At 66.9% G+C, this 13,593-nt stretch carries 12 protein-coding genes and 2 tRNA genes; 3 read left to right on the top strand and 11 right to left on the bottom strand.

What is annotated here, in order from left to right; translation table 11 throughout:
* Nucleotides 1–4: 4 nt before the first annotated feature.
* Entirely contained in the window at nt 5–766 is a 762-nt protein-coding gene (locus RCP38_RS00070; RefSeq protein ID WP_308474659.1) for a DUF881 domain-containing protein, read from the bottom strand.
* 93 nt (nt 767–859) lie between these two features.
* Here RCP38_RS00070 and crgA point away from each other — a divergent pair, with 93 nt between their 5' ends.
* Nucleotides 860–1,141, top strand: a complete 282-nt coding sequence (gene crgA / locus RCP38_RS00065) for a cell division protein CrgA (RefSeq protein ID WP_308474657.1) — start codon at nt 860–862, stop codon at nt 1,139–1,141.
* A 96-nt stretch (nt 1,142–1,237) separates the two neighbouring features.
* On the top strand, nt 1,238–1,669 hold the full coding sequence (locus tag RCP38_RS00060; RefSeq protein ID WP_308474656.1) for a PH domain-containing protein: 432 nt from the start codon (nt 1,238–1,240) through the stop codon (nt 1,667–1,669).
* A 20-nt stretch (nt 1,670–1,689) separates the two neighbouring features.
* Here RCP38_RS00060 and RCP38_RS00055 read toward each other — a convergent pair whose 3' ends face one another.
* On the bottom strand, nt 1,690–2,220 hold the full coding sequence (locus RCP38_RS00055; RefSeq protein ID WP_373692409.1) for a peptidylprolyl isomerase: 531 nt from the start codon (nt 2,218–2,220) through the stop codon (nt 1,690–1,692).
* A gap of 58 nt (nt 2,221–2,278) precedes the next feature.
* Between RCP38_RS00055 and cwsA the strand changes: the two genes are divergently transcribed.
* Nucleotides 2,279–2,572, top strand: a complete 294-nt coding sequence (cwsA, locus tag RCP38_RS00050) for a cell wall synthesis protein CwsA (RefSeq protein ID WP_308474652.1) — start codon at nt 2,279–2,281, stop codon at nt 2,570–2,572.
* 48 nt (nt 2,573–2,620) lie between these two features.
* On the opposite strand, the gene RCP38_RS00045 is transcribed toward cwsA, so the two are convergent.
* The 9 genes from RCP38_RS00045 to dnaA all read right to left on the bottom strand — a co-directional run bounded on the left by RCP38_RS00045 (nt 2,621) and on the right by dnaA (nt 13,545).
* A tRNA-Ala gene (locus tag RCP38_RS00045) sits at nt 2,621–2,693 on the bottom strand.
* A gap of 12 nt (nt 2,694–2,705) precedes the next feature.
* Nucleotides 2,706–2,779, bottom strand: a tRNA-Ile gene (locus RCP38_RS00040).
* A 73-nt stretch (nt 2,780–2,852) separates the two neighbouring features.
* Complete coding sequence (locus tag RCP38_RS00035; protein WP_308474650.1) at nt 2,853–3,698, bottom strand: DUF3566 domain-containing protein; 846 nt, start codon at nt 3,696–3,698, stop codon at nt 2,853–2,855.
* Between the two features lie 56 nt (nt 3,699–3,754).
* Nucleotides 3,755–6,250, bottom strand: a complete 2,496-nt coding sequence (gene gyrA / locus RCP38_RS00030) for a DNA gyrase subunit A (RefSeq protein WP_308474648.1) — start codon at nt 6,248–6,250, stop codon at nt 3,755–3,757.
* A 71-nt stretch (nt 6,251–6,321) separates the two neighbouring features.
* Nucleotides 6,322–8,382 carry a DNA topoisomerase (ATP-hydrolyzing) subunit B gene (gene gyrB / locus RCP38_RS00025; protein ID WP_373692408.1) on the bottom strand — a complete coding sequence of 687 codons (2,061 nt, stop codon included), beginning with the start codon at nt 8,380–8,382 and terminating at the stop codon, nt 6,322–6,324.
* A 191-nt stretch (nt 8,383–8,573) separates the two neighbouring features.
* Nucleotides 8,574–9,152 carry a DUF721 family protein gene (locus RCP38_RS00020; RefSeq protein WP_308474645.1) on the bottom strand — a complete coding sequence of 193 codons (579 nt, stop codon included), beginning with the start codon at nt 9,150–9,152 and terminating at the stop codon, nt 8,574–8,576.
* On the bottom strand, nt 9,149–10,309 hold the full coding sequence (recF, locus tag RCP38_RS00015; RefSeq protein WP_308474644.1) for a DNA replication/repair protein RecF: 1,161 nt from the start codon (nt 10,307–10,309) through the stop codon (nt 9,149–9,151). The genes RCP38_RS00020 and recF overlap by 4 nt, the downstream gene beginning before the upstream one ends.
* Before the next feature lie 37 nt (nt 10,310–10,346).
* Nucleotides 10,347–11,543: a DNA polymerase III subunit beta gene (gene dnaN / locus RCP38_RS00010; protein WP_308474643.1), complete on the bottom strand. Its 1,197-nt coding sequence runs from the start codon at nt 11,541–11,543 to the stop codon at nt 10,347–10,349.
* Between the two features lie 535 nt (nt 11,544–12,078).
* The gene (gene dnaA, locus RCP38_RS00005; protein WP_308474641.1) at nt 12,079–13,545 is read right to left on the bottom strand and encodes a chromosomal replication initiator protein DnaA; all 1,467 of its coding nucleotides are present in this window, start codon (nt 13,543–13,545) and stop codon (nt 12,079–12,081) included.
* Nucleotides 13,546–13,593: the final 48 nt, after the last annotated feature.

Genomic DNA, 13,593 nt, shown 5'->3' with positions numbered 1-13,593 from the left:
GAGGTCAGTAGTCGACCGGTCCGGCCGGAACCGCATACCGCATGCGGGCCACCGCCGGCGCCTCGGCGACCTCGAGGTCGGCGCCCACCTGCTCGCTGTAGCCCAGGCCGAACCGGATCACATACTGCTTGTACAGGCTGACCAGGGGATCCGCGGCCAGCGCCGCCTGCATGGCGGCCGGGTCGCCGATCGCGGTCACCACATACGGGGGACTGTAGGTCCGGCCGTCGAGCAGCAGCGTGTTGCCGACGCAGCGCGGGGCCGAGGTCGCGCTGATCCGCTGGTCCTGCATCTGGACGGCTTCGGCGCCGGCACTCCACAGCGCGTTGAGCACCGCCTGAATGTCTTGCTGGTGGACCACCAGATCGTCGGGGGAGGCGTCCCGGGGGAAGCGACCGTTGGCGTCGCGCTGGGCATCGGTGAGCGTCACCACCAGTCCCGGGCCGCGCATGGCCGCCGATCCGCCGAGGTCGGCCAGTTGGTCGATGCGGTTGCGCATCGCCGCCAGGGCCCGTCCGGCGCCGCGCCCGTGCACCGATCCGACCTCGTCGGCCAGCGTGTCACGCTGCACGGTCAGCCCTTCGACGGTGCCCTGGGTGCTGCGGACCAGGTCCACCAGCCGGGGGGCGTCGCCGCGCCGGATCTCCTTGCCGCCCGACACCCCGTGGGTGGCGGCCAGCAGCAGACCGGCCAGCAGGCACACCAGCGGGACACCGAACCGCCAGGGGGAGCGGCGGCCGGGGGCCGGCGGCTCGGTCTGCTCCATCGGCTCTCCCGTTCTCGACTGGCGATGCACCTGCGTTAATCTCGTACCCGACCCATAATCGCAGCTTCACGCCGCAACCGTCCCGAGGTACCGATGCCCAAGTCCAAGGTCCGCAAGAAGAACACCTTCTCTCCCTCGGCGGTGAGCCGTACTCCGGTCAAGGTCAAAGGCGGGCCGTCGAGTACCTGGTTCGTCGCCCTGTTCCTCGGGCTGATGCTGTTCGGCCTGGTCTGGCTGATGGTCTATCAACTGGGTGCGACCGGCTACGACTCGCCGGCCGCGCTGAACTGGATGGCGGATCTGGGCCCGTGGAACTACGCGATCGCCTTCGCCTTCATGATCGCCGGGTTGCTGCTCACCATGCGGTGGCACTGAGCCGCCGAAGCAGCGGTGCGATAGCCAATCACACCGATGTTATTTATCCCCACTGTGGACAACTCCTGTGGATAACTTCGACGGGCGTCGGTTCAGATGACTGAGACCGGGTCCGGGCGGTCGCAGTGGGCGCCGCCCCGGGAGGGAATCGCCGCGTGCGCCGTCATCGGCGCCCTGTTGGGCGTCGCGGCGGTGACGGTCGCCACCGATCTACCCGGGCGGGTGCTGGCCGGCGTGGCCGGCGTGGGATTGCTGATCTTCGCCGCCATGTCGTGGCGGGCGAGCCCGAAGCTGGCGCTGACCGCCGACGGGCTGATGGTGCGCGGCTGGTTCGGCCGTCATCTGGTTACCGCGGAGAGCATCACGCGGTTACGGGTGACCGAGTATCAGCGGATCGGGCGGACACACCGACTGCTGGAGATCGAGACGCGCGACGACCTGATGCTGATCTTGTCCCGATGGGATCTGGGGACCGACCCCCGCGATGTGTTCGAAACGCTGTCAGCGGCCGGCTATACCGGCCGCTGACGCGTTTCGGCTGTGCTCCGCTAGGAGATGGTGATCGACTCGATGACGACGGGCTCGGTCGGCCGGTCGCCACGGTCGGTCGCAGTGTTGGCGATGTTGTCCACAACTCCCTGCGAGGCGGCGTCGACGACCTCACCGAAAATGGTGTGCCGACGGTTGAGGTGCGGGGTCGGGCCGACGGTGATGAAGAACTGCGAGCCGTTGGTGGCGGGGCCGGCGTTGGCCATCGCCAGCAGGTAGGGCTTGTCGAAGACCAGTTCCGGGTGGAATTCGTCCTCGAACTTGTAGCCGGGGCCGCCGCGGCCGGTGCCGTCCGGGTCACCGCCCTGGATCATGAATCCACTGATCACCCGGTGGAACACCGCGCCGTCGTAGAACGGGCCCGACGAGCCGCCGGAGGCGTTGGTGGTGGAGTACTCCTTGGTGCCCTGCGCCAGGCCGACGAAGTTGGCGACGGTCTTCGGCGCGTGGTTGCCGAACAGCGCGATCTTGATGTCGCCGCGGTTGGTGTGCAGCGTGGCGGTTGCGGTGGCGATAGAGCTGGAGGTCATGGGACCACAGTGTGCCATTCCCGGCTGGGTGGGCTGCGTCACGGGTAGCGTTGCACCCATGCGCCCCGCCGCCCACACTCCACTGACCCATCGCGAACGGCTGGCCCGCGGCCTGGCCCGTACTGCGGCGGGCCCGGTGGACGTGACCCGCGGCGCCGTCGGCCTGGGTGCCACCGCGCTGCGCGAGGGCGTGGTGAAGCTGTACCGGTGGCGTGGTCCGTGGGTGATCGTCGGTGGCGTCGCGGCGGTGCTGCTGGCCGGTGGCGCGGCGGTGGCGGCGGTCCGCCGGACGAACCGGCCGCAGGAGCCGTCTCCGCGGCCGCCGAGTGTGGAAAGCGCCCCCCGGATCTAGCCGGTCGCCCCGTCGATGTCGGGTGTGGACGCGTCGCGATTTGTCTTGTGGAGCCTAGGAGATTCGAACTCCTGACATCTGCCTTGCAAAGGCAGCGCTCTACCAACTGAGCTAAGGCCCCTGGTGGGACTCGTGGGCCTAGGAGGACTCGAACCTCCGACCTCTTCGTTATCAGCGAAGCGCTCTAACCGCCTGAGCTATAGGCCCGTAGTCGTCTAACGACCGAGCGAGATTACCGCACCGGACGCCCACTAACCAAAATGGCTGCGCAGACGACCGATCAATCCCGGTCGGCGAGCGTCACCTCGACCCCTCCGACCACGTCGGTGCTGAGGTTGTAGATGATCACCCCGAGCGTGATCAGCGCGGTCAGAACCACCACGTTGACCAAGCCGATCAGGGCCGCCCCACCGAAAATCGAGCCGGCCGAGACCAGTTCGGCGGCGCTGTTGTTGGTCAGCAGATCCCCGACGTTGCTGTTCAGCTTGCTCCACACCCCCATCGCGCCCAGCGCGACGTACAAGATGGCCACGGCGATCATCCAGACGAAGAACAACGCCGTCGACAGCAGCAGCGACACCTTCAGGGCGCTCCACGGGTCGATCCGCCGGATCTGCATGCTGGCCCGCAGCGGGCCACGCGGTCCTGCCGACACCTTCGGCGCACGGGCCGGATTGCGGCGCGGCGGCGGTTCGGACAGGTCCGGTAGTTCGCTGGCGTAGGCGTCTTCGGACTGCGCGGGTTTGGCCGGGGCCGCTTTGGCCGCCGGCTTCGCCTGCTGAGCCGACGGGGCCGACGGCTTGGCGGGCTGGGCGGCCTGCTTGGCGGGCTGCGCCGGAGGCTTGGCCTGCTGCGCCTGCGGTGGCTGCGGTGGCTGCTGCGCCTGCGGTGCCGCACCGGTCGGTGCGGCGCTGCCGGAGACGAACCGGCGCAGTCGCTCGTCGACGCCGGCCGAGTGCGCGCTGGGCCGGGATTGGCCGCCACGCTGCCAGGGCGGGGCCTCGCCGGACTCGGTTATCCGGCCCGCCCGGCCCGCGGACCGGTGACCGGCGTCTGCCGGACCGTTGCCCGCGGGTTCCGGCTTGCCTCCGGTGCCCGGGTGCCCCGGCTCGTTCGGTGCGCTCACGCGCGGCTCCTTACCTGCATCTCCGAACCGCGCAGCGGCCGGGTTTCCCGTCGGGTTCAGCTACCCGATTCTTCGTCGGCGGCTTCTTCGTCGGCGTTTCGTGCGATCGCTATCAGTGTGTCGCCATCGCCCAGGTTCATCAACCGAACACCCTTGGTCTGCCGGCCGGCCTTGCGGACCTGGCGTGCCGCGGTCCGGATCACACCGCCGCCGGAGGTGATCGCGTAGAGCTCACTGTCGTCGTCGACGATCAGCGCCCCGACCAGCCGCCCGCGGCGGGCGTCGTACTGGATGGTCAGGATGCCCTTGCCGCCACGGCCCTGCGCGGTGTACTCCTCGATCGCGGTGCGCTTGGCGTATCCGCCGGCGGTGGCGACCAGCAGATAGGTGTCGTCGCGGACCACGTTCAGCGACAACAGGCGATCGTCGGCGTTGAACCGCATGCCCTGCACACCGGAGGTGGCGCGGCCCATCGGCCGCAACGCCTCGTCGGTCGCCGAGAACCGGATGGACTGGCCGTTGGCCGACACCAACAGCAGGTCCTCGTCGGCCGAACACAGCACCGCACCCACCAGCTCGTCGCCGTCGCGCAGGTTGATCGCGACGATGCCGCCGGACCGGTTGGAGTCGAAATCGGTGAGCTTGGATTTCTTCACCAGCCCGTTGCGGGTGGCCAGCACCAGGTAGGGCGCGTCCTCGTAGCTCTTGATCTGGATGACCTGGGCGATGCGCTCTTCGGGTTGGAACGCAAGAAGATTCGCGACGTGCTGGCCGCGCGCGGTGCGCAACGCCTCGGGCAGGTCGTAGGCCTTCGCCCGGTAGACCCGACCCTGGGTGGTGAAGAACAGGATCCAGTCGTGGGTCGAGCACACGAAGAAGTGCGCGACGATGTCGTCCTGTTTGAGTCCGGCGCCCTGCACGCCCTTGCCGCCGCGCTTCTGGCTGCGGTACAGGTCGGTCTTGGTTCGTTTGGCGTAACCGGTCTCGGTGATGGTGACGACGACGTCCTCGCGGGCGATCAGGTCCTCGTCGGCGACGTCACCGTCGGCGGCGATGATCCGGGTCCGGCGGTCGTCGCCGTACTTCTCGGCGAGCTCGGCGAGTTCGTCCTTGACGATCGCCCGCTGCCGTTCCGGCTTGGCCAGAATGTCTTCCAGATCCGCGATCTCGGCTTCGATCTTGGCGAGGTCGTCGATGATCTTCTGGCGTTCCAGGGCGGCCAGCCGGCGCAGCTGCATGTCCAGGATCGCCTGCGCCTGAATGTCATCGATGTCCAGCAGCTCGATCAGGCCCTGGCGTGCGATGTCGACGGTCTCCGACCGACGGATCAACGCGATGACCTCGTCGAGGGCGTCGAGGGCCTTGACCAGACCGCGCAGGATGTGGGCGCGTTCGTTGGCCTTGCGCAGCCGGTAGGTGGTGCGCCGGATGATCACGTCGAGCTGGTGGGCGACGTAGTAGCGGATCATCTGATCCAGTCGCAGCGTGCGAGGCACCCCGTCGACGATCGAGAGCATGTTCGCGCCGAAGCTGGTCTGCAGCTGGGTGTGCTTGTAGAGGTTGTTCAGCACCACCTTGGCCACGGCGTCGCGCTTGACCTCGACGACGATCCGCAGGCCCACCCGGTCACTGCTCTGGTCTTCGATGTTGGCGATACCGGCCAACTTCCCGTCGCGCACCTGCTCGGCGATGGACGTGATGAAGTTGTCGTGGTTGACCTGGTACGGCAGCTCGGTGATGACCAGCAGGGCCCGACCGCGCGAGTCCTCCTCGATCTCCACGACGCCGCGCATCCGGATGGAGCCGCGGCCGGTCCGGTAGGCGTCGTTGATGCCCTGCGAACCGACGATCAGGCCGGAGGTGGGGAAGTCGGGTCCCTTGACCCGCTCCATCACCGCCTCCAGGGTGGCCTCTTCATCGGCTTCGTGGTTGTCCAGGCACCAGAACACCGCTTCGGCGAGTTCGCGCAGGTTGTGCGGGGGGATGTTGGTGGCCATACCGACCGCGATACCGCCGGAGCCGTTGGCCAGCAGGTTCGGGAACCGGCTGGGCAGCACCGTCGGCTCCTGCACCCGACCGTCGTAGTTCGGGATGAAATCGACTGTCTCCTCGTCGATTTCACGCAGCATCTCCATGGCCAGCGGCGTCAGCCGGGCCTCGGTGTAACGCATGGCGGCGGCGGGGTCGTTACCGGGGGAACCGAAGTTGCCCTGCCCGTCGACCAGCGGGTAGCGCAGCGACCAGGGCTGCGCCATGCGAACCAGGGTGTCGTAGATCGAGGCGTCACCGTGCGGGTGATAGTTACCCATCGTCTCGGCCACCGAGCGTGCGGATTTCGCGTGACTGCGGTCCGGACGGAACCCGGAGTCGTACATGGCGTAGAGCACCCGGCGGTGCACCGGCTTGAGGCCGTCGCGGACCTCGGGCAGCGCACGGCCCACGATCACACTCATCGCGTAGTCGATGTAGCTGCGCTGCATCTCCTGCTGGATGTCGACCGGTTCGATCCGGTCGACGGAGTCGTCTCCGGGTGGCAGCGTGGTGTCTGTCATCTATTCCTCGTTCTGTGAAGAAGTCCGGCGGTCAGAGATCGCAACGGCTCGCGGCGGGTGCGACGGCTCGCCTAAACATCTAGGAAGCGAACGTCTTTGGCGTTTCGGGTGATGAAGCTGCGGCGTGCCTCGACGTCCTCGCCCATCAGGATCGAGAACAACTCGTCCGCGGCCGCGGCGTCGTCGAGGGTGATCTGGCGCAGCACCCGGACACTGGGATCCATGGTGGTCTCCCACAGTTCCTTGGCATCCATCTCGCCCAGACCCTTGTACCGCTGGATGCCGTCGTCCATGTTGATCTTCTTGCCGGCGGCCTTGCCCGCCTCCAGCAGTCCGTCGCGTTCCCGGTCGGAGTAGGCGAATTCGGCGTCGTTGCCGCGCTGCCACTTGAGCTTGTAGAGCGGCGGCTGGGCCAGGAAGACGTGGCCGTGTTCCACCAGTGGGCGCATGAACCGGAACAGCAGGGTCAGCAGCAGCGTGGAGATGTGCTGGCCGTCGACGTCGGCATCGGCCATCAGCACGATCTTGTGGTAACGCAGCTTGGTGATGTCGAACTCGTCGTGGATTCCGGTCCCCAGGGCGGTGATGATCGCCTGGACTTCGTTGTTCTTCAGCACCCGGTCGATGCGGGCCTTCTCGACGTTGATGATCTTGCCGCGCAACGGCAGGATCGCCTGGAACATCGAGTCCCGGCCGCTCTTGGCCGAGCCGCCGGCCGAATCACCCTCCACCACATACAGTTCGGATTTGGTCGGGTCGTTGGACCGGCAGTCGGCGAGCTTGCCGGGAAGGCCGCCCAGATCGGTTGCGCTCTTGCGGCGCACCAACTCTCGTGCCTTGCGTGCGGCCATCCGGGCCTGCGCGGAGGACACCGCCTTGTTGATGATGGTCTTGGCCTCGGCGGGGTTGGCCTCGAACCAGTGGCCGAGTTGTTCGTTGCAGACCTTCTGCACGAACGATTTGACCTCGGTGTTACCGAGCTTGGTCTTGGTCTGCCCCTCGAACTGCGGCTGGGCCACCTTCACCGAGATGACGGCGGCCAGGCCCTCGCGGATGTCGTCACCGGTGAGGTTGGGGTCCTTGTCCTTGAGCAGCTTCTTGTCTTTGGCGTACTTGTTGACCACGCTGGTCAGCGCCGACCGGAACCCTTCTTCGTGGGTGCCGCCCTCGTGGGTGTTGATGGTGTTGGCGAAGGTGTGCACCGACTCCGAGTAGCCGCCGTTCCACTGCATGGCGATCTCGACCTCGTGACCGGTGCCCTTGCCGTCGAAGTCCACCACGCTCTGGTGGATCGGGGTCTTGCTGCGGTTGATGTGGGTGACGAAGTCGCGCAGTCCACCCGGGTAGTGGAAGGTCCGGTGCTTGACCCTCTGCGGTGCCTGGGCTTCGGCGGCCTGCTCCTCGGCGGTCTTGGGTGCTTCGGCGGTGTCGCTGACGACCTCGTCGACGACTTCGTCGACACGCACCCGTTCGTCGGTGAGTTCGATGGTCAGCCCCTTGTTGAGGAAGGCCATCTCCTGCAGGCGCCGTGCGACCGTCTCGAAGTCGTAGGTGGTGGTCTCGAAGATGTCCGGGTCTGCCCAGAACCGGATGGTGGTGCCGGTCTTCTTCGTCTTGTCACCTTGGCGCAGAGTACCCGGCACCGACTTGTCGTAGCACTGGAACCATTCGAAGCCGTCCCGGCAGATGTCGGCTTCCAGGCGGGTCGACAGGGCGTTGACCACGGAGACGCCGACGCCGTGCAGACCGCCGGAGACGGTATACGCGCCTTCTTCGAACTTGCCGCCGGCGTGCAGAACGGTCATGACGACGTCGACGGTGGGGACGCCGGTGGCGTGCATGGCCACCGGGATGCCGCGGCCGTCGTCGGTGACCTCGACGCCGCCGTTTTCGAGGATGCGCACGGTGACCTTGGAGGCGAAGCCGGCCATCGCCTCGTCGACGGCGTTGTCGACGACCTCCCAGATGAGGTGGTGCAGACCGCGTTCACCGGTGGAGCCGATGTACATACCGGGTCTTTTGCGGACGGCTTCGAGGCCTTCGAGAACCTTGATGGAATCGGCACCATATTTGTTTTGGGCAGCCACGGTCGGGAAGCTCTCCTCAGGTTCGCAAGGCAGTGTTCGACGCATCACTGACGTGCATGCGCGAGATACCTCGACAGTCTACCGTGAGGCAGCGCCCGGGGGCATTTTCTTCGGGTGTTTCCACCTATCTGATCGCGCCGTGGCGTCGATATCGCGGTTCACGGAGTATCCGGCCGCTCGCGAAACCCATTTTCAGCCTCGTAGCGCCATTCAGACGGCCGATTGCGGCGGTCGGCTCAGCCGTAGGTGTCCCGCGGGCCACGACCGGAGACGTGCAACGGCCCCTTGCGCCACGACGGCGCGGTGGGTCCGGTGATCTTCAACGTCTTGACCACACCGTCCCCGACGGCCGCGGCGATCTTGGTCAGCAACTGCGCCTGCACCAGGCGCAACTGGGTCGCCCAGGCGGTCGATTCGGCCGAAACACTCAAGACGCCGTCCACCAGTCGGGTCGGTGTCGCATGAGAGGCGATGTCGTCGCCGACCACCGAACGCCACTGGCCCAGCACGGTGCCCTCGGCGACCTGAGTGGACCAGCCCCGGGATTGGGCCAGGTCACGGGTCGCTGCGCCAAGGGTCTGCGGATCGCGGCGGTCCGGTCCCGGGCCCGACCAACTGCGGCGACCGCCCCCGCCGGCGGGGGTGCGGCGGCGCAACGGCGCCCGCCGGCCCTGCCCGACGTCCTTGCCCTGACTGCGGGCGGCCTCGCGCGCTTCGGCGAGGGTCCGGCGCACCAGGTCCATGCCGGTCAACCCGGCCAGATGCTCCGGCGGCCCGAGCTGAGGCTGCTCCGCAGATTCGTCGGTGTCGCTCACGGCAGCTCTCCGACCAGTTCGGAGATCCGGCCGTCGTCACCCTCGGTGACGTCGATCCGGATTCGCCGGGCCTGCCAGTCCGCGGGTACGTCGTCGGGGACCGCGGCGGTGATCAGAACCTGTTCGGCAGACGCCGCGACGTCGGCCAGGGCCCGCCGTCGCGCGCCGTCGAGTTCGGCGAACACATCGTCGAGGAGCAGCACCGGTTCGGCCCCTTCGCTGCTGAGCAGGTGATAGGCGGCCAACCGCAGCGACAGTGCCATGGACCACGATTCCCCATGACTGGCAAAGCCTTTCACCGGCCTTTCACCCAGCCGAAGCTCCAATTCGTCGCGATGCGGCCCGACCAGGCAGACGCCGCGGTCCAGTTCGGCACGTCGCCGACGCCCGAGTTCCTCCAGGAGTGCGGCTTGCAGGTCCGCCGGCTGCAACGCACTCTGTGCCAGATCGATCTCGAGTTTCGGCCGGTAGGCGACGCCGGCGCTGCGGGTTCCCGGCGCCAGCAGCTGGTAGGCCTTCTCCACTTCCGGTGCCAGCTGGTCGACCAACTCGATCCGGGCGGCCATCAGTTCCGCACCGTGCGCGGCCAGTTGCTCATCCCACACATCGAGGGTGTCGAGCACCGACTTGTCGCCGCGGTGCAGTGCCCCGGGGGCACTCTTGAGCAGGGCGGTGCGTTGCCGCAGCACCTTGTCGTAATCGGCGCGCACCCCGGCGATCCGCGGCCGCCGCACACTGGCCAATTCGTCCAGGTAGCGGCGTCGTTCGCCGGGATCCCCGCGAACCAGGGACAGATCCTCCGGCGCGAACAGCACGGCGCGCAGCACCCCGATCACCTCGCGGGCGTGCCGCACCGGTGAGCGGTTCAGCCGGACCTTGTTGGCCCGCCCCGCGGCGATCTCGAGGTCCACGGCCAGTTCCCGGCCCTCGTTGACCACGATCGTCGAGACCACCGCCCGATTGGCTCCACCCCGGATCAGCGGCGCGTCGGTGGCTACCCGGTGAGATCCCAGAGTGGACGAATACCACAGGGCCTCAACAAGATTGGTCTTACCGTAGCCGTTCGGACCGACCAGTACCGTCGCACCCGGTTCCAGTTCCAGGTCGACCTGCGCCCAGGACCGGAAATCCCGTAGGCCCAGATGGCGGACATACACCGAGAACCAACCCCTCCTGCCGTCACCGCCGTGCCGATCAGCCCGGGAGGCGGACCGGCATCAACAGGTAGACGTAATCCGACGGCACCGCGGGGAACGGACCCGGGCCGATCAACGCCGGGTCGTCGGCACCGACCGGCCGCAGCACGGCCGGCTTCTTGGGATCGGTGAATCCCATCGACACCTTCTCACTGTGCAGCGAGCCGAGGCCGTCGGTGAGATAACTCGGATTGAACGCGATGGTCAGCGGCTCGCCGACGAAGTCGATCGGCAGGTCTTCCTCGGCCCGGCCGACGTCTTCGGCACCGGCGGAGAGCCGCAGCGTTCCTTCGGACAACTCCATCCGCACCTGCGCGCCGCGATCGGCGACCAACGCGACACGTTTGATCGCCTCGGTCAGCTCCGCGACGCCGATGGTCGCCACGGCCAGGTGTTCGCTGGGCAGCAGCTGGCGGAACTTCGGGAATTCGGCGTCCAACAGCCGCGTCGTGCTGCGTTTGCCGGCGCTGGTGATGCCGAGCAGGCCCTCGCTGCCGACTGCCGCGCCGGCTCCGAGCGCCAGGTGGACCTCGTTGCCGTCGCTGCTGGCCTTGGCCGCCTCCGACAGCGTCTTGGCCGGTACCAGTACCGCGGCTTCGGTGCCCGGCGCAGCCGACCAACTCAACTCGCGGACCGCCAGCCGGAACCGGTCGGTGGCCGCCAGCACCACGGAGTTACCCGAGATCTCCACCCGGATACCGGTGAGCATCGGCAGCGTGTCGTCGCGGCCGGCGGCCACCGCCACCTGGCTGATCGCTTCGGCGAAGACATCGGAGGCCAGCACACCGGTCTCGTCGGGCAGGGTCGGCAGGGTCGGGTAATCCTCGACGGTCATGGTCGGCAGTGAGAAACGTGCATTACCGCAGATCAGCGAGACCCGGGTGGATTCGACCTGGACTTCCACCGGCTTGGCCGGCAACGCCTTGGTGATATCGGAGAGCAGCCGTCCGGAGACCAGAACGCTTCCCGGAGAAGCGATTTCAGCTGCCAGCTCAACCTCGGCGGAGACCTCGTAGTCGAAACCCGACACGGTCAGACGATCCTCGGAGCCGCTGAGCAGCACACCGGCGAGCAACGGCACGGTGGGCCGGGCGGGCAGTGACTTGGCCACCCACGCCACGGCGTCGGCGAAGTCGTCTCGGTCCAGGCGGAATTTCAAGTCGGTCAGACCCGCGTTCGTGGTCGCCGCGTCCATAGTGTCCTCTCGTCACCCCGATATCGGGCTCTATCCCGCGGCAACCGGTGAACATCCCCACCTGCAGCCGGACAACGCCCCACGCCGAAGTGTAAGAGCGGTAGGCCCCCAACCGTAGAGCCTGGGGGGCCGTCGTGAAAGTCAAACATCAGACTCCGACCGGTACGGCGCGGTGTAGTTCACCGGAGGAACCAGCGGGTTGTGAACAGGACATCGTGAACCGAATCCCCAAGGGCCTGTTTTTAGAAGGAATCGAGGAAGAGATCCCAGTATTAGTAATAAGTCCTGTGGATGCTGGGTACAAGGTCGCATCGTCGCAGTTGAGCGCGGTGACCCGGTTGGGGACCGACGGTGAACGACACGCCGGGCCGGGTGGGAGCCACTGTGTATGACCCGGCGGTTGTGTATGGCCGGCGCGGTGGTTCCACGACGGTGGACAGGTTGTCCGCAACGCTATCCACAGGGCGGGAGCGTGACCGGTGGTACGAGAGATGCCAAAGTTTTTTGTAATGACCGACGGGTGAACACGCCGGAATCAGCGCTTGGCGCGCTGCCGAATCCTGGTGGTGAGTTCCTTGACCTGATCGAAGACCTCGCGTCGCTCGGCCATCTCGCCACGGATCTTGCGTTCGGCGTACATGACCGTGGTGTGGTCACGGCCGAACGCCTGGCCGATCTTGGGTAGCGACAGGTCGGTCAGTTCACGGCAGAGATACATGGCGATCTGTCGGGACTGTGCCAGCGGACGAGTCTTGCCCGGGCCCCGCAGCTCCTCCACGGTGGTGTCGAAGTACTCGGCGATGACGGCCATGATGATCGCGGCACTGATCTGCATGGTGCTCGCGTCGGCGATCAGATCGCGCAGCACGATCTCGGCCAGGGCACGGTCGATCGGCGTCTTGTTCAGCGAGGCGAAGGCGGTGACGCGGATCAGGGCACCCTCGAGCTCGCGGATGTTGCGTTCGATACTGGTCGCGATCAACTCGAGCACGTCACCGGGCACGTCGAGGCGCTCCATCTGCGCCTTCTTGCGCAGGATCGCGATCCGGGTTTCCAGATCCGGCGGCTGGACGTCGGTGATCAGACCCCATTCGAACCGGGTTCGCAGCCGATCTTCCAGTGTCGCAAGCTGTTTCGGGGCGCGGTCGGAGCTGATGACGATCTGCTTGTTCGCGTTGTGCAGGGTGTTGAAGGTATGGAAGAACTCTTCCTGGATACCTTCTTTGCCTTCGATGAACTGGATGTCGTCGATCAGCAGGACATCGATCTCGCGGTAACTGCGTTTGAAGGCGACCTTGCGGTCGTCACGCAGCGAGTTGATGAAGTCGTTGGTGAACTCTTCGGTGGAGACGTACTTCACCCGCATCCCGGGGAACAGCCGTTGGGTGTAGTTGCCGGCCGCGTGCAGCAGGTGGGTCTTGCCCAGTCCGGACTCGCCCCAGATGAACAGCGGGTTGTAGGCCCGGGCGGGAGCTTCGGCGATCGCCAGCGCGGCCGCGTGGGCGAAGCGATTGGAGGTGCCGATGACGAAGGTGTCGAAGGTGTAGCGACGGTTGAGGCTGGCACCGTCGGCGGTGGTGGAATCGTCGCTGGGCCGCTCGGTGAAGTAGTTCGGCCAGTCGTACTCGACGTCGGTGGTCTCGTCTTCGTCGTCATCGGGTCGCTGCTCGGGGGCATCGGGGGCCGGCGCGGGCGGTTGATCGTCGGCGGGTTGCGGTGCGATGCGCACGCCGAGTTCGATGTCGTGCCCGAGGCGTCGGCTCAGGGCCGCGGTGATCTGGGTGCGGAGATGACGTTCGATCTCGTTCTGGACGAAGCTGCTCGGAACCGCGAGCAATGCGAAGCCCTCGACCAGGGCCAACGGGTGGACCAGGTTGAGCCAGGCCTTCTGTTGGCGGGTCAGGGACGGGGCGACGCCGTTGGGGGGAGGTGTTTCACCGTTGAGTTCGGCGACGACTTCGTCCCAAAGGGTGAGGAACGCCGGTCCGGGCTCATCACTCACAGCCCAACCCCCCTGATTCGCCGCGGTTCGATGGTGTTCTGGGACGCA

The organism is Mycolicibacter sp. MU0083 (genome assembly GCF_963378075.1).
Classification (GTDB): domain Bacteria; phylum Actinomycetota; class Actinomycetes; order Mycobacteriales; family Mycobacteriaceae; genus Mycobacterium; species Mycobacterium kokjensenii.
The sequence above is the reverse complement of the archived record's forward strand: the minus strand, read 5'-3'. Positions and strand labels throughout refer to the sequence as shown.

Coding starts and splice junctions, on each gene's coding strand:
- dnaN (WP_308474643.1), bottom strand. CDS start 11,543: ATGGACGCGGCGACCACGAACGCGGGTCTGACCGACTTGAAATTCCGC.
- gyrB (WP_373692408.1), bottom strand. CDS start 8,382: ATGCGTCGAACACTGCCTTGCGAACCTGAGGAGAGCTTCCCGACCGTG.
- crgA (WP_308474657.1), top strand. CDS start 860: ATGCCCAAGTCCAAGGTCCGCAAGAAGAACACCTTCTCTCCCTCGGCG.
- cwsA (WP_308474652.1), top strand. CDS start 2,279: ATGCGCCCCGCCGCCCACACTCCACTGACCCATCGCGAACGGCTGGCC.
- RCP38_RS00060 (WP_308474656.1), top strand. CDS start 1,238: ATGACTGAGACCGGGTCCGGGCGGTCGCAGTGGGCGCCGCCCCGGGAG.
- gyrA (WP_308474648.1), bottom strand. CDS start 6,250: ATGACAGACACCACGCTGCCACCCGGAGACGACTCCGTCGACCGGATC.
- RCP38_RS00070 (WP_308474659.1), bottom strand. CDS start 766: ATGGAGCAGACCGAGCCGCCGGCCCCCGGCCGCCGCTCCCCCTGGCGG.
- RCP38_RS00055 (WP_373692409.1), bottom strand. CDS start 2,220: ATGACCTCCAGCTCTATCGCCACCGCAACCGCCACGCTGCACACCAAC.